At 71.2% G+C, this 23,800-nt stretch carries 14 protein-coding genes and 1 pseudogene; 12 read left to right on the top strand and 3 right to left on the bottom strand.

Annotated features, from left to right (window positions below):
- Nucleotides 1-222 (bottom strand): annotated as a pseudogene (locus ACZ607_RS11025) (hypothetical protein); the annotation flags it as partial.
- 268 nt (nt 223-490) lie between these two features.
- Here ACZ607_RS11025 and ACZ607_RS11020 point away from each other — a divergent pair.
- From ACZ607_RS11020 to ACZ607_RS10985, 8 genes are all read left to right on the top strand, one after another.
- A complete protein-coding gene (locus tag ACZ607_RS11020; protein ID WP_469733978.1) occupies nt 491-1,471 on the top strand; it encodes a formylglycine-generating enzyme family protein in 981 nt (326 codons plus the stop codon).
- Nucleotides 1,472-1,537: 66 nt separating this feature from the next.
- A complete protein-coding gene (locus tag ACZ607_RS11015) occupies nt 1,538-2,752 on the top strand; it encodes an ROK family protein (protein WP_469733977.1) in 1,215 nt (404 codons plus the stop codon).
- The gene (locus ACZ607_RS11010) at nt 2,749-3,582 is read left to right on the top strand and encodes an ABC transporter permease (protein ID WP_469733975.1); all 834 of its coding nucleotides are present in this window, start codon (nt 2,749-2,751) and stop codon (nt 3,580-3,582) included. Before ACZ607_RS11015 ends, ACZ607_RS11010 begins: the two co-directional genes overlap by 4 nt.
- A complete protein-coding gene (locus ACZ607_RS11005) occupies nt 3,579-4,361 on the top strand; it encodes an ABC transporter ATP-binding protein (RefSeq protein WP_469733974.1) in 783 nt (260 codons plus the stop codon). Before ACZ607_RS11010 ends, ACZ607_RS11005 begins: the two co-directional genes overlap by 4 nt.
- Before the next feature lie 51 nt (nt 4,362-4,412).
- Nucleotides 4,413-5,396, top strand: a complete 984-nt coding sequence (locus ACZ607_RS11000; RefSeq protein ID WP_469733972.1) for an aliphatic sulfonate ABC transporter substrate-binding protein — start codon at nt 4,413-4,415, stop codon at nt 5,394-5,396.
- On the top strand, nt 5,393-6,904 hold the full coding sequence (locus ACZ607_RS10995; RefSeq protein WP_469733971.1) for a sulfatase-like hydrolase/transferase: 1,512 nt from the start codon (nt 5,393-5,395) through the stop codon (nt 6,902-6,904). The genes ACZ607_RS11000 and ACZ607_RS10995 overlap by 4 nt, the downstream gene beginning before the upstream one ends.
- On the top strand, nt 6,901-9,270 hold the full coding sequence (locus ACZ607_RS10990) for a glycoside hydrolase family 43 protein (protein ID WP_469733970.1): 2,370 nt from the start codon (nt 6,901-6,903) through the stop codon (nt 9,268-9,270). The genes ACZ607_RS10995 and ACZ607_RS10990 overlap by 4 nt, the downstream gene beginning before the upstream one ends.
- Before the next feature lie 244 nt (nt 9,271-9,514).
- Entirely contained in the window at nt 9,515-11,695 is a 2,181-nt protein-coding gene (locus ACZ607_RS10985) for a discoidin domain-containing protein (protein WP_469733968.1), read from the top strand.
- 111 nt (nt 11,696-11,806) lie between these two features.
- Here the strand turns inward: ACZ607_RS10985 and ACZ607_RS10980 are convergent, their stop codons facing one another.
- Entirely contained in the window at nt 11,807-14,521 is a 2,715-nt protein-coding gene (locus ACZ607_RS10980) for a cellulose binding domain-containing protein (RefSeq protein WP_469733967.1), read from the bottom strand.
- 766 nt (nt 14,522-15,287) lie between these two features.
- Here ACZ607_RS10980 and ACZ607_RS10975 point away from each other — a divergent pair.
- The 4 genes from ACZ607_RS10975 to ACZ607_RS10960 all read left to right on the top strand — a co-directional run bounded on the left by ACZ607_RS10975 (nt 15,288) and on the right by ACZ607_RS10960 (nt 21,535).
- Complete coding sequence (locus tag ACZ607_RS10975; protein WP_469733966.1) at nt 15,288-15,515, top strand: type A2 lantipeptide; 228 nt, start codon at nt 15,288-15,290, stop codon at nt 15,513-15,515.
- A gap of 83 nt (nt 15,516-15,598) precedes the next feature.
- The gene (locus ACZ607_RS10970) at nt 15,599-16,405 is read left to right on the top strand and encodes a hypothetical protein (protein WP_469733965.1); all 807 of its coding nucleotides are present in this window, start codon (nt 15,599-15,601) and stop codon (nt 16,403-16,405) included.
- Nucleotides 16,402-18,675 (top strand): NHLP family bacteriocin export ABC transporter peptidase/permease/ATPase subunit, encoded by a 2,274-nt coding sequence (locus tag ACZ607_RS10965; RefSeq protein WP_469733964.1) that lies wholly within the window; start codon nt 16,402-16,404, stop codon nt 18,673-18,675. The genes ACZ607_RS10970 and ACZ607_RS10965 overlap by 4 nt, the downstream gene beginning before the upstream one ends.
- Nucleotide 18,676: 1 nt before the next feature.
- Nucleotides 18,677-21,535, top strand: a complete 2,859-nt coding sequence (locus ACZ607_RS10960) for an NHLP bacteriocin export ABC transporter permease/ATPase subunit (protein WP_469733962.1) — start codon at nt 18,677-18,679, stop codon at nt 21,533-21,535.
- A gap of 73 nt (nt 21,536-21,608) precedes the next feature.
- Here ACZ607_RS10960 and tkt read toward each other — a convergent pair whose 3' ends face one another.
- Nucleotides 21,609-23,789: a transketolase gene (gene tkt / locus ACZ607_RS10955; protein ID WP_469733960.1), complete on the bottom strand. Its 2,181-nt coding sequence runs from the start codon at nt 23,787-23,789 to the stop codon at nt 21,609-21,611.
- Between the last annotated feature and the right edge of the window lie 11 nt (nt 23,790-23,800).

Below are 23,800 nucleotides of genomic sequence, written 5' to 3'. Positions count from 1 at the left end.
CGACGACACGCGGGCCAGCGCACCGCCACCGGCGTGGACACCGCCCTCGGGCTTGTCGTGCTTCCACGAGTCCGGCTTCTCACGGTCGTCGTTGCTGCTGGCGGAGGAACCGCTGTCCTTGTCCCAGTCGTCCGCCGAGGTCACGGCGTATGCGGCGGGGACGGAGACCGCGAGGACCGCCGTGACGGCGGCCGATGCGAACAGGGTGCGGGCAGAGCGCATGGATACACAGTCCTTTCGCCACCCCCGCGCTGGCCGGCTGGTTGTCGGCTCATCGGATCACGGGTGCGACGTGATCCACCGTCAGCTGAAATCCGGAGCCCCACCACTCGGGGAGGCCGCATTCGAGCGATGTGGTGGGCTCAACGTGTGACAGGGAGCCAGATGTCACCCGTTGGACGGCACGCCACGCCGGGGGGAGGTTTGGGCGGCGACGATCATCGGTGTAGGGCTCCGCCGGGGTGCTCGCGGGTGCTCGTAGGATCACGGCATGAACGACATCGCACCGTCCGGCTGCTGCTCCCCCGGCCGCGGCGGGTCTGACGGCCCGTCCGGGAACATACCCTCCCACCAGGCAGAACAGGAGGGGTCCGCCCCTCCGGCGTCCACCGGTCACGGGTCCGGTGACGGGATGGTGCTGCTCCCGGGCGGCTCGTTCCTCATGGGTTCCGAGGATCCGGACGGGTTCCGGGACGACGGCGAGGGCCCGGTCCGCGAGGTGCGGGTCTCCGCCTTCCGCATCGACGCGCACGCGGTCAGCAACCAGCGGTTCGCGGAGTTCGTCTCGGCGACCGGGTACGTCACCGAGGCCGAGCGTTTCGGCTGGTCGTACGTCTTCGCCGGGTTCCTCCCGGCCGCGCTCCGGCGCGGCGCCGGCCGCCCGGACGCCACTCCGTGGTGGTGCGGGGTGGAGGGCGCCCGGTGGGACGCGCCCGAGGGTCCCGGCAGCGGGGTCGGCGACCGCGGGAACCATCCGGTGACGCACGTGTCCTGGAACGACGCGCGCGCGTACTGCCGTTGGGCGGGCGCCCGGCTGCCGACCGAGGCCGAGTGGGAGTACGCGGCCCGGGGCGGCCTGGTGCAGGCCCGCTACCCGTGGGGCGACGAGCTGACCCCCGGCGGGGAGCACCGCTGCAACATCTGGCAGGGGCACTTCCCCACGAAGAACACCGCCGAGGACGGGTACGCGGGCACCGCCCCGGTCGACGCCTACGAGCCGAACGGCTTCGGCCTGTACAACATGGCGGGCAACGTCTGGGAGTGGTGCCACGACTGGTGGGGCACCGGCCACGCGGCCACGCGCCGGAGCGACCCGCGCGGTCCGGGCGCGGGGGACGCCAAGGTGATGCGGGGCGGCTCGTACCTGTGCCACCGCTCGTACTGCAACCGCTACCGGGTCGCGGCCAGGACCGGCAACACACCGGACAGCACCACGGGGAATCTCGGCTTCCGCTGCGTGCGCACGGCCTGATCCTCCTGTCGTTGCGGCAACATGAATATTTTTCCGGGTCATTGACTAAAAAATCCCGGGGTCATCATGCTGGGCGCCATGCACTCACACGGTGGACCTCTCTCGCGGCTGAGGCGCGGGCACGAGGAACGCGTGCTCGGTCTGCTGCGCCGCCACGGGCCCCAGAGCCGAGCCGAACTCGGGCGCCAGGCAGGGCTGTCACGCACCACGCTGTACGACATAGTCGGGACCCTGGTCGCGAGCGGCGCCGTCGTGGCGGCGGCCGCGGAACCCGGTCCGCGCCGGCGCGGCCGCCCGGTGGAGCACCTCACGCTCAACCCCGCCGCCGGGCAGGCCGTCGGCATCGACTTCGCCCGCCGCGCCGTCCATGTCGCGGCCGCCAACGTGGCGCACGAGGTGATCGGTTCGGCGAGCCGGGCCCACCCTCCCGGGCTCTCCTGGGAGCGGCGGGTCGAGCTGGCCGAACGGCTCGTCGCCTCGCTGGCCGGCGGCACCCTGCGGCTGTCCGCCCTGGGCACGACCGGTGCGGTCGGGGTCGGCCTCGTCGGCCCGGTGCGGACCGCCGGGGGCGCCCCGGAGGAACCGCTGGCGACCCTGGCGGGGCTGCTGGGCAAGCGCTTCGGGGCCCCTGTGCTGCTGGACAACAACACCCGGCTCGCGGCGCTGGCGGAGTCCACCTGGGGCGCGGCGGCGGCGAGCCAGGACGTGCTGTACCTGCGGCTCTCGCACGGTGTGGGCGGTGGCCTCGTCGTCAACGGTTCGCTGCACCGGGGTGTGGACGGCCTGGCGGGCGAGCTCGGCCACATCACCGCCGATCCCGAGGGCGAGCCCTGCGAGTGCGGGGGCCGGGGGTGCCTGGAGACGATCGCGTCGATCGGGCCCGTCCTCTCCTCCTACCGCGCGCTGGGCGGCCGCGCGGACGACGTCCCGACGCTGCTGAGGGCGGTCGGGAACGGTGACCGGGCGGCCCATGAGGTCCTGCGGGACGCGGGGGCACGGACCGGCACGGTGCTCGCCGGGGTCGTCAACGCGGTCGGCCCCGGGGTGATCGTGCTGGGCGGTGAGCTGGCCCGGGCGGGCGACGCGCTCCTCACACCCGTACGGGAGGCGCTCGACGCCCATGTCATGCCGCTGGCCCGTGGGCGCGTGACGCTGCTGCCCGCCGGTCTCGGTGAGGCCGGCGGCGCGCTCGGCGGGGTCGCCCTCGCCCTCCATGAATCCCCGCTGCTCGCCCGTTACCCGGGTCCGGGCGGCGACGACCTTCCCGAGGACGCCACATGAGTTCCACGGAAACACCCGTGAAGCGGGCCGCACCCGTACGGGAGAGCGCGGGACCTGCCCGCGAGCACCGGCGGAAGGGCCGCCGCCGTATCCCCGCGCTCGCCCTGAACCTGATCGCCCTGGTGGCGGGCATCGGCCTGTGGGCGTGGCTGGCCTCGCTCGGGATCCAGGCGCTCCCGGGCCCCGCCGCCGTGGCGGAGAGGGCGGGTGAGCTGATCGCCGACGGCACACTGGCCGACGACGCGCTGGCCAGCCTGCGACGGGTCCTGACCGGTTTCGCGCTGGGCACCCTGCTCGCCGTACCCGTGGGGTTCCTGATGGGCTGGTACCCGGTGGCGCGCGGGCTGCTGGAGCCGTACGTCCAGTTCTTCCGCACGGTGCCGCCGCTGGCCATGATCCCCCTGGCCATCGTGCTGCTGGGCATCGGCGAGGTGCCGAAGATCTTCGTGATCTTCCTGGCGGCGTTCCTGTCGAGCGTCGTGGCGGCCTTCCAGGGTGTCGTGGGCGTCGAGAGGACGCTCATCGACGCGGCGCGGGTGCTGGGTGCCCGTGACGGGACCATCTTCCTCAAGGTGGTCGTGCCCGCCTCCGCGCCGTTCATCCTCGTCGGGATGCGGATCGGGCTCGGCTCCGCCTGGGGCACCCTCGTCGCGGCGGAGCTGATCGCGGCGCAGGAGGGCCTCGGCTACCAGATGCAGAAGGCCCAGCTCTACTACGACCTCCCCACCATCTTCGTCGGCCTCATCACCATCGGTCTGCTGGGCCTGCTGATGGACCGGCTGCTGCTGCTCGCCGAACGACGTCTCACCCGTTGGCAGGAGACCCGATGAACGCCAAGATCTCCTTCCGGAACGTCTCACGGACCTTTCCGCTGAAGAAGAGCACCTTCACCGCCCTGGACGAGGTGTCGCTGGACATCGGTGACGAGGAGTTCGTCACCGTCGTCGGTCCGTCCGGGTGCGGCAAGAGCACCCTGCTCAACCTGGCCGCCGGGCTCGCCGTCCCCACCTCGGGCGAGGTCCTCGTCGACGGGAAGCCGGTCACCGGGCCCGGGCCGGACCGGGGGGTGATCTTCCAGCAGTACGCGCTGTTCCCCTGGCTGACCGTGCGCGGCAACGTCGAGTTCGGGCTGAAGCTGGCGTCGGTACCGGCGGCCGAGCGCCGGCGCCGGGCTGAGCACGCCATCGGGCTGGTCGGCCTCACCGACTTCGCCGACGCGCTGCCCAGGACGCTGTCGGGCGGGATGAAGCAGCGCTGCGCCATCGCCCGCGCGTACGCCGTCGATCCGCAGGTGCTGCTGATGGACGAGCCGTTCGGCGCGCTGGACGCGCTGACCCGGGTCCAGTTGCAGGACCAGCTCCTGGACACCTGGAGCCGGGACCGGCGCACGGTCCTGTTCGTCACGCACGATGTGGACGAGGCCGTCTATCTCGCCCGGCGCGTCGTGGTGATGGCGGCGCGGCCGGGGCGGATCCAGTCCGTCGTCGAGGTGGACCTGCCCTACCCGCGTACCGAGGCCATCCGGCTCTCCCCCGAGTTCGCGCGGATCCGCAACGCCGTGTGGACCGCCGTCTACCACCAGACCCCGGCCGCCACCACGGCCGCCTGAGACCCCGTCCTTTCGCCCTCTCCCCCGAACTCCCGTAAGGAACCCCGCGCCATGCGTCTACCTCAACGCGCCCTGACGGCGGCCGTCGCCGTGTCCGCCCTGGCACTCTCGGTCACCGGATGCTCGGACGGCTCGTCGTCCGGCGGCGGCTCCACCGTCCACTTCGGTTACATCAGCGACTACAACGGCGCGAGCCTGCTGGCCATCGCGGACGAGCAGGGGCTGTGGAAGGAGCAGGGCCTGAAGTCGGAGTACTCGACGTTCACCAACGGCCCGCTCCAGATCCAGGCGCTCGGATCGGGCAACCTCGACTTCGGCTACATCGGCCCCGGCGCCATGTGGCTGCCCGCGTCGGGCAAGGCGAAGGTCGTCGCGATCAACACGCTCGCCCGCGCCGACCGGGTCATAGCCCAGCCCGGCATCACCTCGATCAAGGACCTCAAGGGCAAGAAGGTCGGCGTGCCGGAGGGCACCTCCGGCGCGATGGCGCTCGATCTCGCCCTGCAGAAGGCGGGGATGTCGGAGAAGGACATCGAGAAGGTGCCGATGGACCCGTCCACGGTCGTCTCGGCGTTCGTCGCCGGGCAGATCGACGGGGCGGGCCTCTGGTATCCGCTGATCGACAACATCAAGGCGAGGAAACCGAAGCTCAACGAGGTCGCCAGTACGGCGGACTTCAAGGACCGCGCGTTCCCCACCGCGTTCGTGGCGCCCGCCGGCGGCGACGGGAAGCTGAACGCCAAGGTCGTCAAGGTCCTCCAGAAGGCCAACGACTGGCGCGCCGCGCACCCGGAGGAGTCCATCGACGTGGCCGCCGCGCTGCTGAAGGTCGACCGCGACAAGGTGGCGGCGGACGCGGCCAACGTGGAGACGATGTCGACGGCCGACCTGGTCGCCAGGACGGAGGACGGCACCGTGGACGGCTGGCTGGACGGGCTCGGCGAGTTCTTCGTGGGCACGGGCCAGCTCAAGAAGGCGCCGGCCGCGGACACGTACTACGAGGGCGACCTCTACACGAAGGCGTACAAGAAGTGAACCTGCTGTTCCTGATGACCGATCAGCACCGGGTGGACACCCTCGGCTGTTACGGCAACCCGCATGTCGCCACGCCCCACCTGGACCGGCTGGCGGCCACCGGCACCCGCTTCGACCGCTTCTACACGCCCACCGCGATCTGCACCCCGGCGCGGGCGAGCCTCCTCACCGGGCAGGCTCCCTTCCGGCACCGGCTGCTCGCCAACTACGAGCGCAACGTGGGGTATCTGGAGGACCTGCGCGAGGACGCCTTCACCTTCCCGGCGGCCCTGGCGGAGCGCGACTACCGGCTGGGGCTCATCGGCAAGTGGCACGGCGGGACCCACCGCAACGCGGCCAGTTACGGTTTCGAGGGGCCGGACCTGCCGGGCTGGCACAACCCCGTGGACCACCCGGACTACCTGGCGTACCTGGAGGAGCGGGGCCTGCCCCCGTACCGCATCTCCGAGCCGATCAGGGGCACGGCGCCGGGCGGGAACCCGGGGAACCTGCTGGCCGCCCGGCTGCACCAGCCGGTGGAGGCCACGTTCGAGCACTACCTCGCCACCCGCGCCATCGAGCACCTGGAGCGGTACGCGGCCGGCGAGGAGCCGTTCTTCCTGGCCACGCACTTCTTCGGCCCGCATCTGCCCTATCTGCTCCCGGACGCCTATTTCGACCTCTACGATCCGGAGCTCGTCGAGCTGCCCCCGTCCGTCGCCGAGACCTTCGAGGGCAAACCGCCGGTGCAGCGCAACTACAGCGCGCACTGGGCGTTCGACACCATCCCGATCGAGACGACGCGCAAGCTGATCGCCGTCTACTGGGGCTATGTCACCCTGATCGACGAGCAGATCGGGCGCATCCTCACCCGCCTCGACGAGCTGGGGCTCAGCGAGGACACCTCCGTGTTCTTCACCGCGGACCACGGCGAGTTCACCGGCGCCCACCGGCTCCACGACAAGGGTCCGGCGATGTACGAGGACATCTACCGCATCCCCGGCATCGTCCGGATCCCCGGTGCCGCCCCGCAGGTCAGAAACGAGCTGGTCAGCCTCACCGACTGCACCGCCACGCTGCTCGAACTGGCGGGCTGCGACCCGTCCCCGGCGGTGGACAGCCGCAGTCTGGTCCCGCTGGTCAGGGGCGAGACCCCGGACTGGCCGGATGAGCTGGTCGCCGAGTTCCACGGCCACCACTTCCCCTATCCGCAGCGGATGATCCGTGACGACCGCTACAAGCTCGTCGTCAACCCGGAGTCGGTGAACGAGCTGTACGACCTGGAGGCGGACCCGCACGAGCTCAGCAACCGCTACACGCACCCCGAGTTCGAGGCGGTGCGGGCCCGGCTGATGCGGCGCCTGTACGTACTGCTGCGGGACAGGGGCGACAACTTCTACCACTGGATGACGTCGATGTACGACATCGGCGCCTCCGACCACGACCCGAGCCTCAGCGCCTTCGAGAACGATGACACGACCTGGACCGCGCCCGCGGATCCGGGCGGAACACTCGCGGAGACCCCATGAGACGCACCCGAAGGACGTCGCCCTCCCGTTTCCTTCCCCGGTGGGCGGCCGGATTCGCCGCCCTGGTCTGGCTCGTCACCCTCGCCTCAGCGCCCTCGCAGGGCGCGCCGAGCCGTCCGGATGCCCCGAGGACGTACACCAACCCGGTCTCCACCGGGGCCGTCGACACCTTCCCCGATCCCGCGATGATCCGGGGCAAGGACGGCTTCTGGTACGCCTACGGCACCCAGAACCCGGTCATGCAGAGCAAGGGTGAGGACGGGGAGCGCATGCTGCCCATCCTGCGCTCGGCCGACATGGTGACGTGGGAGTACGCGGGCGAGGTCTTCACCCCGGAGAACAAGCCCGCCTGGCACGAGGGTTCACGGCTGTGGGCGCCGGATGTGCGCTACGCCGACGGGCGTTACCTCCTCTACTACTCCGTCCCCGGACGCAACACCGTCGGCCTGGCCACGTCCGCCACCCCCACGGGCCCGTGGACCGACCGGGGGGCCGTGCTGCCCTCGCCGAGCGGCTGCCCGGCGGGCAACATCGACCAGGCGCAGTTCACGGACACGGACGGAACGCCCTATTTGTACTGGGGCAGTTACGACACGATCTGTGTGGCGAAGCTGAACGCCGACCTGTCCAGGACCGAGGGCGAGGTCACGCAGGTGGCCCGTGGCCGGCGCGTCGAGGGCGGCTTCGTCGTGCGGCGCGACGACTTCTACTACCTGTTCTACTCCGACGCCGGCTGCTGCGACGGCGCGTACAGCGGCTACCAGGTGAAGGTGGGGCGGTCCACCAGCCCCACCGGCCCCTTCACCGACGACGAGGGCACCGATCTGATGGCCCTCACCAGCAAGGCCGGCGTGGTCGTCGGGGCGAACGGCAACCGGTGGATCGGCCCGGGCCACAACTCCCTCCAGACCGACCTCGCGGGCCAGGACTGGCTGGTCTACCACGGCATCCCCGCCGAGTCGCCCGATCTCGCCCCGGCGTCGAACGGCACGCTGAAGCTGACCCGGCGCCCGATGCTCATCGACCGGCTCGACTGGATCGACGGCTGGCCGGTCGTCCGGGCCGGCGCGGGACCGTCGGACGGGCCGACCGCGGCGCCGGTGACCTCGTGGGCGGCCGGCGGGACCTTCGACGACGGGGGCCTGACGGGCTGGCATGCGGAGGGCGAGGCCACCTCCGGCTGGTCCACCGCGACCGACCCGGACGCGCGCGGCCACGCCGTGCACACCTCCGGAGCCTCCGGGACGGGCACCGCGTATCTCGTCGCCGAGGGGCGCGCCCCGGCGGACCTGCGGGCCGAGGCCGACCTGCGGGTCACGGAGGCGGGTGGCGCGGCGGGGCTCACCGTCGCCTACCGGGACCCCGGCAACCGGATCGTGGCCTGGCTCGACCGGGCGCGCGGCGCGCTCGTCACCGACGTACGCGTGGGCGGCAGGAGCCGTGGTGAGCAGGTGACCGCGCTGCCGTCCGGGTTCTCCTGGAGCACCTGGAACAACGTGTCCGTGGAGCTGCGCGGCACCCGGCTGACCGCCGAGGTGACGGGCGACCGGCTCCGCGACCCGGTGGCCTCGCAGTCACGGGTCCTGCCGGCCGCCGCCGTGCGCAAGGGCGCGGTGGGTGCCGCCGCACGGGGCGGGGGCGCCGCGGCGGACAACGTGGGCGCGGCCGCCCTGTACCGGCCGGTCACCGAGCGGGTGGCCGACCCCCGGCGCGGGCGCCTGCTGACCGCTCACAGCGACGAGTTCGACACCGCGACGGTCCCGGGCACGGGCACCACCTCCTCCTGGCGGTGGGTACGCGGGCCGGCCGCGGGGGTCACCATGTCCGGCGGGGCGCTCTCCTGGCCGACGCAGGACGCCGAGCTCCATCTGGGCACCAACACCGCGTCCGTACTGCTGCGGGACGCGCCGAAGGGCGACTACACGGTCGAGACGAAGATGCGGTTCGCTCCCGGCCAGGCCGCACAACAGGCCGGTCTCGTCCTGTACGAGAACGACGACCGGTGGTTCAAGCTCGTCCACTCGGTGCTGCCGCTCACCAACGGCGACGGCGCGGTGCTCGACGTCAGCGAGTTCGGCAAGGAGGGTGAGCGACCCACGACCACTCCCCCGACGGCGGTGGCCAACGCCCCGATGTTCGGAGGGCCGCCGGCCGACTCGATGTGGCTGCGGATGGCGTACCACCGCGACTCCGCGCACGGGGAGCACGAGGTACGCGCGTCCACCAGCCGCGACGGTGTCCACTGGTCCGTCAGCGGCGTGTGGACCCTGCCGGTCCGGGGCGATCTGAAGATCGGCCTCGTCTCCCACAACCGGTCGGGGGCGACGGCGGTGTTCGACTACGTACGGACGTACGCCGCCCCCTGAAACCGGTCGCCACTTCCTGAACCCATGGCCCGTCAGATCTCACGCTCCGTCACCGAGGAGGGCGCCCCGGAGGGGTCATCACCACGTCGCCGTCATCAGTTCTTGTCGCCAACAGGCCCTGATGCATCTGTTGTTGCACATCTCTTGACGCGTTCGTAACAAGGGTGGAGTATCTCGCACAGCCGGAGAGAGCGCTCTCCGGCTGTGCGCGTCGTGTACCCGCCCCACGACTCAGGAGATCCCCTTGTACGCACCTCCGAACCTCCACAGACCCCTTGCCGCCCCGACCGGAAGACGCGGCGCCGTGCTGGCCGTCATCGCCGGTCTCGTCCTCTCGCTCCTGGCCTTCGTCCCCCAGGTCCCCGCGAGCGCCGCACCCACGCTGCTCTCGCAGGGGAAGACGGTCACCGCCTCCAGCCAGGAGAACGACGGCACCCCCGCCGCCGCCGCGGTGGACGGGAACAACGGAACGCGCTGGGCCAGCGCCTTCTCCGACCCCCAGTGGATCAAGGTCGACCTCGGCGCCGCCGCCTCGGTCAGCCAGATCGTGCTGCGCTGGGAGGCGGCCTACTCCACCGGCTACCGGATCGAGTTCTCCTCGGACAACAGCAGCTGGAGCACCGCCTACTCGACCACGACCGGCCCCGGCGGCACGGAGACCCTCAACGTCTCCGGCACCGCCCGCTACGTCCGGCTGACCGGCACCGCACGCGCCACCGGATACGGCCACTCACTCTGGGAGTTCCAGGTGTACGGCACGACCGGCGGAAGCGACCCGCAGATCCCCGGCGGCGGTGACCTCGGCCCGAACGTCCTCGTCTTCGACCCGTCGACCCCGAACATCCAGGGCAAGGTCGACGAGATCTTCAAGAAGCAGGAGTCCGCGCAGTTCGGCACGGGCCGCTACGCGCTGATGTTCAAGCCGGGCACGTACAACAACATCAACGCGCAGATCGGCTTCTACACCTCCATCGCCGGGCTCGGGCTCAAGCCCGACGACACCACCTTCAACGGTGACGTCACCGTGGACGCCGGCTGGTTCAACGGCAACGCCACCCAGAACTTCTGGCGTTCGGCCGAGAACCTCGCCCTCAACCCGGTGAACGGCACCAACCGCTGGGCGGTCTCCCAGGCCGCCCCGTTCCGCCGCATGCACGTCAAGGGCGGACTCAACCTCGCCCCGAACGGCTACGGCTGGGCCAGCGGCGGCTACATCGCCGACAGCAAGATCGACGGCCAGGTCGGCCCGTACTCGCAGCAGCAGTGGTACACCCGCGACAGCTCCATCGGCAGCTGGGGCAACGGCGTCTGGAACATGACCTTCTCCGGCGTCGAGGGCGCACCCGCGCAGAGCTTCCCCGAGCCGCCCTACACGACCCTGAACAACACCCCGGTCTCCCGCGAGAAGCCGTTCCTCTACCTCGACGGCAACGACTACAAGGTCTTCGTCCCGGCCAAGCGCACCAACGCACGCGGTGTGTCCTGGAACGGGACCCCGCAGGGCGAGTCCATCCCGCTCAGCCAGTTCTACGTGGTGAAGCCGGGCGCGACCGCGCAGACCATCAACGCGGCGGTCCGCCAGGGCCTGCACCTGCTGTTCACCCCGGGCGTCTACCACGTGAACGAGCCCATCGAGATCAACCGCGCGAACACCGTCGCCCTCGGTCTCGGCCTCGCCACGATCATCCCGGACAACGGGGTCACCGCGATCAAGGTCGGTGACGTGGACGGCGTCAAGCTCGCCGGACTCCTCGTGGACGCCGGTACGCAGAACTCCTCGGTGCTCGTCCAGGTGGGCCCCCAGGGCGCGTCGGCCGATCACTCGGCCAACCCCACCAGCCTCCAGGACGTGTTCGTGCGGGTCGGCGGCGCGGGTGCCGGCAAGGCGACGACCGGCATGGTGGTCAACAGCGACGACACGATCATCGACCACACCTGGCTCTGGCGCGCCGACCACGGCGACGGCGTCGGCTGGGAGACCAACCGGTCCGACTACGGGCTCACGGTCAACGGTGACGACGTGCTCGCCACCGGACTGTTCGTCGAACACTTCAACAAGTACGACGTCCAGTGGAACGGCGAGAACGGGAAGACGATCTTCTTCCAGAACGAGAAGGCGTACGACGCTCCCAACCAGGCCGCCATCCAGAACGGCGACATCAAGGGCTACGCCGCCTACAAGGTCGCGGACAACGTCACCACCCACGAGGGCTGGGGCATGGGCAGCTACTGCTACTTCAACGTCGACCCCACCATCCGCCAGCAGCACGGCTTCCAGGCCCCGGTCAAGCCCGGGGTGAAGTTCCACGACCTGCTCGTCGTCTCCCTCGGCGGCCAGGGACAGTACGAACACGTCATCAACAACACCGGGTCACCGACGTCCGGTACGTCGACCATCCCGTCCCAGGTGGTGTCCTTTCCCTGAGTCGGGATGAGATGAGCGGAGTCGGCTCATCGGACGGCGCGGGGCCCGGCGGTCACTCCCTGCCGGGCCCCGCGTCACGTCCCGGGAAGCATGTCCCGGGCAGGGCTGGGCTCAGCCGACGGCGCAGGCCTCACCGCCCAGCGTGAAGGCGACGGGTGCGGCGCCGTCACCCGTCGTCGTGCCGGTGAAGCCGAAGCCGGCCGAGGAGCCGGCCGCCACCTTTCCGTTCCAGCCGGCGTCCGTGACGGTCACCTTCGCGCCGGTCTGCTGGTGGGAGGCGTTCCAGATCTGGCCGATCTTCTGGTCACCGGGGAAGGTCCAGCCGAGCTTCCAGCCGTCCCAGGCCGTGTCGCCGCTGTTGGTGATCTTGACCTCGGCCTGGAAGCCGCCCGACCACCGGTTGGTGACCGTGTACGTCACCGCGCACCCGGCGTCCGCCGGCGGCTCCCCCGGGTCGGTACCCGGGTCGGTGCCGGGGTCCGGGTCCGTGCCCGGCCCGTCGGTGTCCGAGGACTCGCCGACCTGGATCCCCCGGCCGTTGGTGGAGACGTACACCCGCCCGTAGACCCGTGGGTCGCCGGTGATCGCCGCACCGGTCCACGCCCACTGGTGCGCGTCGTCGTTGATCCGTGTCCAGTGGGCTCCGGCGTCCGTGGACCGGAAGATGCCGCGCACCCCGCCGATCTTCGCGCTGACGAAGACTGTCTGGTACGAGGCTCCGGAGGCCGCCTTGCCGAAGCCGACGCTGTCGGCCTGCTCCACCCCGGAGAACCTGGTGAAGCTCGCACCGGAGTCGGTGGAGCGCCAGAGTCCGTACGCGCCCGTCGCGGCGCCGCCCGCGAGCCAGATGTCGCCCTCGGCGCCGGGCAGTGCCTTGAAGCGGACGTTGCCCTCGGCCGGGAGCCCGGTCGCCCTGGCGGTGAAGGTGGCGCCGCCGTCCGTCGACACGTAGAAGGTGCCGGCGCTGAACCCGTAGAACTTGTCGGGGTTCTCACGGTCCGACTCGACCGTCGCCCCGGCGGGGATGCCGGTGGAGGCGGTCCAGGAGGTGCCGTAACCGGTGGTGTGGTGGACGCCCGTACCTTCGGGGCTCCAGACGAATCCGCTGCCGTCCGCCGCTGCGGCGACCGTGCCTCCTCCCGTGACACCGGAGGGCTCGGAGCCCTGGAACCAGTTGGCGCCGTTGTCGGTGGAGAAGCCGATGTGCGGAGCGGCGTCCGCGTTGCCGACCCGTACGACCGTGCCGGGGGACGCCTCCGCGAAGTCCAGGCTGGTGGCCGAGTCCAGGTTCGGCGAGGTGAACATCATGGCGGGCACCGCGTCGAGGTCGGTGTGCCGGAAGCCTCCGATGTCGCCGAGGGCGCTCAGCAGGGGCGCGCCGGAGGGCGGGCTCGCCAGGTCGTTGACGGCGGTCTCCTCCAGTCCCTTCACCATGGGGGTGATGGTGAAGGGTTTGCCGGAGTCCCAGGATGTGAGGCCCTCGGTGCCGTAGACCGTGGCTCCCGTGCCGTACATCATCCGGTCCGAGTCGAACGGGTCGATCTCCAGGGACTCCGTCATCCAGCCCAGCTTGGGCGCGGTCTCCGGCGGGGACGGGTTCGCGCCCCAGCTGAGCCAGGGCACGGAGGAGACGTCCAGCGTGTACCGGTTCGAGCGGTTGGGGTAACTGGTGTAGTCCCACGCCTGGGTCCAGGTGGCGCCGCTGTCGGTGGATCGGAAGATCTGGGTGTCGGGCCACCACGAGCTGTAGGCGGTCGCCATCAGGGTGCCGGGCTTCTGCCGGTCGACGGAGAGACCGCTGAAGCCGTAGTAGGTGTCGGCCTCCGCGACGGGGCTGACGTCCGTCCAGGCGCCGGACTCCGTGTCGTAGCGCCAGATTCGCCCCTTGGCGCCGTCGTAGGGGCCGCCCGTGTCACTCAGCGTCAGATAGAGGTGGCCCGTCGAGGAGTCGAGTACGCCCTTGTGCGCGAGGTATCCGGTCGGCTGGCCGGCGATCCTCGACCAGGTGGAGCCGCCGTCCGTGGAGCGGTAGACGGTGTTCTCCTTGTCGGCGACCCCGACGTAGATGTCCTGCGTGGCACTGCCCGCGCTGCCGGAGCGTTCGTCGAAGGTGACCCACACGATGCCCTGGTTGTCGTTGCCGTAGCCGCTGGTGTCGGACGGATCCTGCGCGTAGTTCCCCGGGTTGGGGAAGGCGGTCACCTCCGACCAGGTGACCCCGGAGTCGGTCGACCGCCACAGCCCGTTGCCGCTGGGGGCGCCGAGGTACAGCACGGAGTTCTTGTTGGGGTCGACGGCGAGCCGCTCGCCCATCCCGCGTCCCGGCATGTTGCCGCCGAGCTTGAAGGGCAGCGTGGCCGCCTTCCAGGAGGCGCCGCGGTCCGAGGAGCGCAGGACCGCGCCGTTCGTCGGGTCCCAGCTGTTGGTGTACGTGCCGACGGCGGCGTACACGTTGTCGGGATCGGCGGTGTCGGAGGCGAGGCTCACCACCCCGGACCAGCCCCACCGGTCCCAGTCCACCCAGTCCAGCAGCGGTGTCCACCGCTTGCCCGACTGGTCCCAGCGGTAGGCGCCGCCGATGTCGGTACGCGCGTAGGCCAGGTTCTTCTCCGACCGGTTGAAGACGATGCCCGGCACGAAGCCGCCGCCGTCGATCCGGGCGTTCTTCCATGTGTACGTGTCCGCGGCGATGGACACATCCGATGCCTCGGCCGCGGCGGGCCTGTCGTCGGTGCGTGCCACGGCCGGGGTTCCGGTGATCGATAACCCGGCGGTGAGGGCAAGTGCCGCCACGAGGGCGGCGATCGGTCTGGCGCTCAGGCGCACGGAAACGTCCTCTCCGAGCTGGTCCGCCTCTGAGGGGCGGTGCGGGGCCGACAGGGGTGGGAGCGCTCCCAAAAGGCACCCCGATGGTAGCGCCGCCCGACCCTCGACAGAAGGGCGGTGCAGTCGTTTCATCGGATGAATCGGCCCGAGCGTCGCCCCTCGACGGCCGACCGGCCGCACGAACGCCCACACCGTCCACGGGAGCCACGAAGGACGGCACACCTTCTCCATATACCGGGAGACCGCGTGACACGAGGAACACGCGCACCCGGAAAGTGCTTCATAAATGCGCCGTCCATTCGCGGACGGAACACGGAGAAAAGAGAGACGTGTTCATCTTTCACGGTAGCGTGAATACCGATACCCGCCGAACATCCCGCGATGATCCGCAGCACCCGGGCGCAGAATTGCACCGGTCCTTCCGTATCGAAGAAACCTGCACACGGCGTGCGCACACCGATCACGCGACTCGGGACAGAAGACCAGGTCCAGACCGCCCCGTGGGTCGATTGGGGCAGGAGTGCCCTACTTGCGGGGCGTGAAGTTGCGCCGACACGGAATTCATCCGGTGAAGCTCGTGAAGGATCTGCCGCCACGAAATGAACGCTTCTGCACGTACGTCGGTTCCAGCGGCCCGATAACCACAGATCCGCCTCAGTTCGATTGGCTGTACGAGGCGCAGGCGTGCTTTGATCCTGGCCCATACGGAGGTCGCACCACGGGTTTCCGTATATAGGCAATTTCCATACGAAGGGCAGCGCTCATCATGAACTACACCCCCCAGGTCGAGACCGCCGAGATCTCCGACAGCGACCTCGACAACGTCTCGGGCGGCCTCGTGGGCGGCCTCGTGGGCAACGTCACGGGCACCGTCGAGGGCATCGTCCCGGTCTCCGGCGTCGTCGGCTCGGTCACCGGTCTCGTCGAGTCCGCCACCGGCGTGAACACGGGCGCGGTCACCGGCCTGGCCTCCGGCCTGACCGCCGGTCTCTGAGACACGGCAGGACCCCACCGAGCCCCGGAACCCGACGGTTCCGGGGCTCGGTGCCGACCGCTGACAGGTGAGGCAAGACTTCCGTGCAGTTCCGCCAGCAGGCCCTTTCCAAGCTGCAGTCGCCCGAACAGCTCGATCTGCCGGTGCGCTTCGCCCGCCCGCAGGGCCTGCTCGTGCTCGTCGTCACCGTCGCCGTGATGGCCGCCGCCTGCGTCTGGGCCGTGACGGGTTCCGTCGCCAGCACCCTGGACGCCCCCGGCATCCTCACGCACGCGCGCGGCAGTTACATCCTGCAGAGCCCGGTGTCCGGCCAGATCACCGAGGTGCTCGCCGAGGAGGGCCGGACCCTGCCCCGGAACGCCCCCCTGCTCAAGGTCCGTACGGAGCAGGGCGAACGCGTCGTCCGCACCATCGACGCGGGCCGGCTCACGTCGGTGACCGCCACGATCGGCGCCGTGGTCACCACCGGCGCGGACGTGGCGAGCGTCGAACGGATCGACGGCGCCGAGGACCCGCTGGTCGTCATGCTGTACGTGTCCGGCGGCAGCGCCGCCTCGGTGCCGGTGGGCGCCTCCGTCGACCTCACCGTCCAGTCCGTGCCCGCCCAGCAGTACGGGGTGCTGCGCGGCAAGGTGGCCGCCGTCGGCCGGGCCGCGCAGACCCAGCAGCAGATCACCCGCTTCCTCGGCGACGCCCAGCTCGGCCAGCAGTTCTCCAAGCACGGACGGCCGCTGGCGGTCCTGGTGAAGATCGAACGCTCGTCCTCCACGGAGTCGGGCTACCGCTGGTCGTCCGCCGACGGCCCCCCGTACGCGATCGGCTCCATGACCCTGGCCACCGGCTCCGTCCGTCTCGCCGACCAGCGCCCGATCGATTGGCTGCTCCCGTGACCGCACCGCACCCGTCCCCCGCCGCCCAGCAGTTGCCGCCGCCCGGCCGCGGCCGGCACCGCCCGGAGGGCGCCCCGGGCAACAGGCGGCGGTCGCGGCCGGCGCCGAAGCCCGGGCGGACGAGGACCGTGCACACCCCCACCGTGCTCCAGATGGAGGCCCTGGAGTGCGGTGCGGCCTCGCTGGCGATGGTGCTCGGCCACTACGGCCGCCATGTGCCGCTGGAGGAGCTGCGGATCGCCTGCGGTGTCTCGCGCGACGGCTCACGGGCCAGCAACGTGCTCAAGGCGGCGCGCGGTTACGGTCTCCAGGCCAAGGGCATGCAGATGGAGCCCGCGGCCCTCGCGGAGGTCCAGGCGCCCGCGATCCTGTTCTGGGAGTTCAACCACTACGTCGTGTACGACGGCGTGGGGCGCCGCCTCGGGCGGCGGGGGGTGCACATCAACGACCCCGACAAGGGGCGCAGGTTCGTGCCCGCCGAGGACTTCGACACCAGCTTCACCGGGGTCGTCCTGGTCCTCGAACCCGGCGAGGACTTCGAGCGCGGCGGCCGGAAGCCGGGTGTCATGTCGGCGCTGCCGGCCCGGCTGCGCGGCACCACGGGCACGATGCTGGTCGCGCTGCTCGCCAGCCTGCTGCTGGTGGCCGTCGGGGCGACGCTCCCGGCACTCAGCCGCACCTACATCGACATGTTCATGATTGGCGAGCAGACCTCGCTGCTGGGCGTGCTCTTCGCCGCGATGGGCACGATGGTCGCCCTCACGGTCGTCCTGACATGGCTTCAGCAGGCGAATCTGCTGCGCGGCCGGATCATCTCGTCCACGCTCGGCAGCGCGCGCTTCTTCCGGCATCTGCTCCGGCTTCCCGTCACCTTCTTCTCGCAGCGCAGCCCCGCCGACCTCGTCCAGCGCCTCCAGTCCAACGACGCGGTCGCCGAGACACTCGCCCGGGACCTCACCGCGGCCGGTGTGGACGGCATCGTCGTCCTCCTCTACGCCTTCCTGCTGTGGACCTACGATCCGCAGCTGACCGTCATCGGGGTCGGCATCGCGCTGCTCAACGTCGTCGCGATGCGCATCGTCGTACGGCTGCGGGCCACCGGCACCCAGAAGCTGCGCGCCGACAGCGCGCGGCTGACGAACACCTCGTACACCGGTCTCCAGCTGATCGAGACGATGAAGGCCACCGGGGGCGAGAACGGCTACTTCCGGCGGTGGGCCGGGCAGCACGCGACGACGCTGGACGAACAGCAGCGCCTCGGGGTGCCGAGCGCCTGGCTGGGCATCGTCGCCCCCGCCCTGGCGACGCTCAACAGCGCCCTGATCCTGTGGATCGGCGGGCTGCGGGCCGTCGAGGGGCACATCTCGATCGGTCTGCTCGTCGCCTTCCAGGCCCTGGTGACCCGCTTCACCGCGCCGCTGACCCGGCTCAACGGGGTGGCGGGCCGGGTGCAGGACTTCGCGGCCGACGTGGCCCGCCTCAAGGATGTCGAGGCCTTCCCGGTCGACCCGCTCTACTCGCGCCGTGAACCGGCCGCGAGCACCCGGCGGCTCAAGGGCCATGTGACGCTGGAGGACATCACCTTCGGCTACAGCCCGCTCGACAAGCCGCTGCTGACCGGCTTCTCGCTGTCGGTGGGCCCGGGGCAGCAGGTGGCGCTCGTCGGCGGTTCGGGCAGCGGCAAGTCGACGGTCTCCCGGCTCATCTCGGGGCTCTACAGCCCGTGGGAGGGCACGATCCGCATCGACGGACAGCGTCTGGAGGACATACCCCGGGGCGCGCTGGCCGCGTCCGTGTCCTTCGTCGACCAGGACGTCTTCCTCTTCGAGGGGACGGTCCGCGACAACGTGGCGCTCTGGGACCCCTCGGTACCGGACGAGGCGGTGACCGAGGCCCTGCGGGACGCCGCCCTGTACGACGTCGTCGCCCGCCGCCCCCGCGGCATCCACAGCAGGGTGGAGCAGGACGGCCGCAACTTCTCCGGCGGGCAGCGCCAGCGCCTGGAGATCGCCCGCGCGCTCGTACGCCGCCCCAGCATCCTGGTCCTGGACGAGGTCACCAGCGCGCTGGACGCCGAGACGGAGCGGATCATCATCGACAACCTGCGGCGGCGCGGCTGCGCCTGCGTGGTGATCGCGCACCGGCTGAGCACGGTGCGCGACAGCGACGAGATCGTGGTCCTGGACCACGGGACGGTCGTGGAGCGCGGCCGGCACGAGAACCTGGTGGCCGCCGGGGGCGCGTACGCCGATCTGGTCAGGGAGCACTGACGTGGCATCCGTACATCCCCTCGCGGGCACGGAGGCGCCCGGGCAGGACCCCGTCATCGGGGCGCTGGGAGCCCTCGGCGAGCCCGTCGACTGCACCGGTCTGCGGAGCCTGTCGCTGGAGGGCCCCCAGGTGCTGTGGCTCGTCGTGGGCGGCGCCCTCGACCTGTTCGCGGTGGACGCGGTGGAGCAGGGGCACTGGCACTTCCTGGGCCGGCTCGAACCGGGGACGCTCGTCCTCGGCCCGGTCGAGGGCCCGCAGCACACCCTGGTCGGGCGCCCCCTCCAGGAGTGCGTGCTGCGCCGGATCCCGCTGCGTGAGCTCTACCGTCCGGAGTACGCCGGCCAGGGGACGTACGAGGGCCAGTACCGCAGCCATTACGACACCGGGGACGCCACGCTGAGCCTGCTGGAGCACGCCTTCTCGCTCGGTGTGGGCCGCAGCCAGCGGGTGCTGTTCGAGGCCCCGCTGGACGGGCGGACCACCTTCGACGAGACGGTGGGCGACGACGACATCCTGTGGCTGCCGGTCTCGCCGGGCAGTGTGCAGTACGGCGCCGCGTTCAGCGCCGAGGCGGCGGGCGACCTGCTCGTCGACCCGGCGATGTGGCAGGGGATGGTCAATCAGCAGTACCGCCTGCTCTCCGCGCTGGACCGCTGGATCGAGCAGCTGGAGCGCGCCCACGAGGACCGCACCGCCGCGGGCATGAAGGCGGGCGAGGCCGTCCGCAAGGAGGCCGACCAGGCGCTGCTGACCTCGATCGGCCGGTCCGGCAGAGGCGCTTCGCCGTCGTCCGGGGCCTCGGACGACGCGGTGTACGCGGCCTGTCTCCTGGTGGCCAGGGACTCCGGGATCGTCCTCGCCGAACCTGCCGCGGGCGGGGCGGTGAGCGACCGGATCGACCCCGTCGAGCGGGTCGCGGTCGCCTCGCGCGTCCGCACCCGCCCGGTGCGCCTCGCGGGGCGCTGGTGGAGGGAGAACTCCGGCCCGCTGGTGGGCCACCGCGCCGCGTCCGGAGCACCGGTGGCCCTGCTGTGGCGCCGTGGCCGCTACGAGGCGGTCAATCCGCTGACCGGACGGCGCAGCCGTGTCGACAGCTCCTCCGCGCAGGAGTTCGACGAGCGCGCCGTGATGTTCTACCGGCCGCTGCCGGAACGCCCGCTGGGAAAGTGGCAGCTGCTGCGCTTTGGCCTGTTCGGGACCCGGGGCGATCTGCGGAGGCTGGTGCCCGCGGGCCTGGTGACGGTGGCGCTGGGCTCGCTGGTGCCGATCGCGACCGGCAAGGTGCTGGGCGTGTACGTGCCCAACGCCCAGAACGCGCTCATCGTGCAGGCGTCGCTGGCCGTCATCATCTCCGGGGTCGTCTCGGCGGCCTTCATGCTGCTGCAGAACCTCACGATCCTGCGGATGGAGGGCCGGATCGAGAGCACGCTCCAGCCCGCGGTCTGGGACCGGCTGCTGCGGCTGCCGACGAAGTTCTTCTCCGGGCGGTCCACGGGTGAGCTGGCGAGCGCGGCGATGGGGGTGAGCGCGATCCGCCGGGTGCTGTCGGGCACCGGTCCCGTCGTGGTGCAGGCGGGCACGCTGGGGGCGATGAATCTGGGGCTGCTGCTCTGGTTCAGCGTTCCGCTCGCGCTCACCGCCGTGGCCATGCTGGTGGTCATCGCCGGGGTGTTCCTCACCATGGGCATGTGGGAGCTCCGCTGGCAGCGCCGGCTGGTGGTGCTGGGCAACAAGCTGAACAACCAGGCCTTCCAGACCCTGCGCGGACTGCCCAAGCTGCGGGTCGCGGCGGCGGAGAGCTTCGCGTACGGGGCGTGGGCGGCGGAGTTCGCGCGCAGCCGTGAGCTGCAGAAGCGGGCCGGCCGGATCAAGAATCTGACGACGGTCCTCAACGCGGTGTATCTGCCGCTCTGTTCGCTGATCATCTTCATGCTGCTGGCGGGCCCGGCGAAGGGCTCGCTCACGGCCAGTGAGTTCCTGACGTTCAACACGTCGGTGACGATGCTGCTGACGGCCGTCACCCAGCTCACCGGGGCGTTCGTCTCGGCCGCCGCCGTGCTGCCGATGTTCGAGCAGATCAAGCCGGTGCTCGACGAGGCGCCCGAGGTGCGCGGCTCCAGCACCCAGCCGGGCACCCTGTCCGGGGAGATCGAGGCCCGGGGTGTGTCGTTCCGCTACTCCGACGACGGCCCCGTCGTCCTGGACGATGTGTCGCTGACGGTCGGGCCGGGCGAGTTCGTGGCGATCGTGGGTCCCAGCGGGTGCGGCAAGTCGACGCTGCTGAGGCTGCTCATCGGCTTCGACAAACCGGTCTCGGGCGGCGTCCTGTACGACGGCCAGGACCTGACGGCGCTCGACCCGGCGGCCGTGCGCCGCCAGTGCGGGGTCGTCCTGCAGAACGCCCAGCCGCTGTCCGGGTCGATCCTGGACTGCATCTGCGGGGCCGAGGTCTTCACGCAGGAGGAGGCGTGGGAGGCCGCCGCGATGGCGGGGCTGGCCGAGGACATCAAGCGGATGCCGATGGGGCTGCACACGATGATCTCCGGCGGCGGCTCGATCTCCGGGGGGCAGCGCCAGCGGCTGATGATCGCCCAGGCGCTCGTACGGCGCCCCCGCATCCTGTTCTTCGACGAGGCCACCAGCGCGCTGGACAACGAGACCCAGCGCACCGTGATCGAGAGCACCAAGGCCCTGCGGGCCACGCGTGTGGTGATCGCGCACCGGCTGTCCACGGTCATGGACGCCGACCGTGTGATCGTCATGGCGGAAGGGCGTGTCGTCCAGCAGGGGCCGCCCGCCGAGCTCCTCGCGGACACGGGCGGGCAGCTCCATGAACTGGTCCGGCGTCAGATGAGCTAGGGCCTCTCGTTTGGATCTTGCCGGGCTCGCGGGGTCCGGCCAGATCCAAACGAAAGACCCTAGGGCTCCCGCCCTAGGCCCGGCGCCCGCCCGGTACCGGGGGCTCCACCGCGTCGCGGATGCTGGCGCGGGCCGCCGCGGCGACGGCCTCGGCGGTGATGCCGAACTCGTCGTACAGCCGCTGGTAGTCGGCGGAGGCGCCGTAGTGCTCCAGGCTGACGATGTGGCCGGCGTCGCCGACCACCTCGCGCCAGCCCTGGCCGACGGCGGCCTCCACGCTGACCCGGGCGCGGACGTCCGGGGGCAGCACCTCGTCCTGGTAGGACAGCGGCTGCTCGGCGAACCATTCGCGGCAGGGCATCGAGACCACGCGTACGGACAGCCCCTCGTCGACCAGGAGCTTGCGGCCGTCGAGGGCGATCTGCACCTCCGACCCGGTGGCGACGAGGATGACGTCGGGGACGGTCCCGGCGTCCTCGACCAGGATGTAGGCGCCGCGCGCGGCGCCCTCGGCGGAGGCGTGGACCCCGTCGGCACGGTCGAGCACGGGGAGGTTCTGGCGGGTCAGGACGAGTCCGGCGGGGCGGTCGGTGTGCTCCAGGATGGTCCGCCAGCAGACGGTGGTCTCGTTGGCGTCACCGGGGCGTACGACGTCGAGCCCGGGGATGGCGCGCAGGGCCGCCAGGTGTTCGACGGGCTGGTGGGTGGGACCGTCCTCGCCCAGGCCGATGGAGTCGTGGGTCCACACATAGGTGGCGGGGAGCTTCATCAGGGCGCCGAGGCGGACCGCGGGGCGCATGTAGTCGCTGAACGTCAGGAACGTGCCGCCGTACGGGCGAGTCAGGCTCTGCAGCGCGATGCCGTTGAGCACGGCGCCCATGGCGTGCTCGCGGATGCCGAAGTGCAGCGTGCGCCCGTAGGGGCCTCCCGAGAACTCGGCCGTCTGCCGGTCGGCGGGGATGAAGGACGGCTCGCCCTCCATGGTGGTGTTGTTGCTGCCGGCGAGGTCGGCGGAGCCGCCCCAGAGCTCGGGCAGGACCGGTGCGAGAGCGGTGAGCACCTCGCCGGACGCCTTGCGGGTGGCCATGCCCTTGGCGTCGGCCGGGAACTCCGGCAGGGCGTCTGTCCAGCCCTCCGGCAGGTCCTGTCCGCGCAGCCGGTCCAGCAGGGCCGCCCGCTCCGGGGCGGCGGCCCGCCAGTCCTCGTAGGCCCGCTGCCAGCGGTTCCTGGCGTCCCTGCCGCGCTCCCCCACGGCGCGGGTGTGGGCGAGGACCTCGTCCTCGATGGGGAAGTACGTGTCGGGGTCGAAGCCGAGGAGCCGCTTGGTGCCGGCGACCTCGTCGTCCCCCAGCGCCGCGCCGTGCGCCTTGCCGGTGTTCTTCTTCGTCGGTGCGGGCCATCCGATGATCGTCCGCAGCATGATCAGCGAGGGCCGGGACCGCTCCGCCTTCGCCGACTCGATCGCGGCGAGCAGGGCGTCGACGTCCTCGACGTAGTCACCGGTACGGGTCCAGTCCACGGTCTGCACGTGCCAGCCGTACGCGGCGAAGCGGGCCGGGACGTCCTCGCTGAACGAGATGTCGGTGTCGTCCTCGATGGAGATGTGGTTGGAGTCGTAGAACGTGATGAGGTTGCCGAGCTGCTGGTGGCCGGCGAGTGAGGCGGCCTCGGAGGCGACGCCCTCCATCATGTCGCCGTCGGAGGCCAGCACGTACACATGGTGGTCGAAGGGGCTGGTGCCCGGCGCGGCGTCCGGGTCCAGCAGGCCCCGCTCCCGGCGTCCGGCCATCGCCATCCCGACGGAGGCGCCCATGCCCTGGCCCAGCGGGCCGGTGGTGATCTCGACGCCGCGGGTGTGCCGGTACTCGGGGTGGCCGGGGGTCGCCGATCCCCAGGTCCGCAGCGCCTCGAGGTCCGCCATCTCCAGGCCGTAGCCGGCGAGGTAGAGCTGGATGTACAGGGTGAGGCTGGTGTGGCCGCAGGAGAGGACGAAGCGGTCCCGGCCCAGCCACTGGTCGTCGGCGGGGTCGTGCCGCATGACCTGCTGGAACAGCAGGTAGGCGAGCGGGGCCAGGCTCATCGCCGTGCCGGGATGGCCGTTCCCCGTCTTCTGGACTGCGTCGGCGGCGAGCACCCGTACGGTGTCCACCGCGCGCACGTCGAGGTCGCTCCAACCCGCCCGCTCGGCCAGCGGCCGGGCGAGGCCGGGGTCCCGCGGTGCTGTGCTGCCGGAAGAGGATCGCTCGGGCGCCATGGTGTTGTCTC

The organism is Streptomyces sp. NPDC104381 (assembly GCF_055583745.1).
This window is presented reverse-complemented; position numbering and strand designations above follow the sequence as displayed.

Bases quoted from the DNA above. Each gene is read 5' to 3' on its own strand.
- ACZ607_RS11005 (WP_469733974.1), top strand. From the start codon at position 3,579: ATGAACGCCAAGATCTCCTTCCGGAACGTCTCACGGACCTTTCCGCTG.
- ACZ607_RS11020 (WP_469733978.1), top strand. From the start codon at position 491: ATGAACGACATCGCACCGTCCGGCTGCTGCTCCCCCGGCCGCGGCGGG.
- ACZ607_RS11010 (WP_469733975.1), top strand. From the start codon at position 2,749: ATGAGTTCCACGGAAACACCCGTGAAGCGGGCCGCACCCGTACGGGAG.
- ACZ607_RS11000 (WP_469733972.1), top strand. From the start codon at position 4,413: ATGCGTCTACCTCAACGCGCCCTGACGGCGGCCGTCGCCGTGTCCGCC.
- ACZ607_RS10990 (WP_469733970.1), top strand. From the start codon at position 6,901: ATGAGACGCACCCGAAGGACGTCGCCCTCCCGTTTCCTTCCCCGGTGG.
- ACZ607_RS10975 (WP_469733966.1), top strand. From the start codon at position 15,288: ATGAACTACACCCCCCAGGTCGAGACCGCCGAGATCTCCGACAGCGAC.
- tkt (WP_469733960.1), bottom strand. From the start codon at position 23,789: ATGGCGCCCGAGCGATCCTCTTCCGGCAGCACAGCACCGCGGGACCCC.
- ACZ607_RS11015 (WP_469733977.1), top strand. From the start codon at position 1,538: ATGCTGGGCGCCATGCACTCACACGGTGGACCTCTCTCGCGGCTGAGG.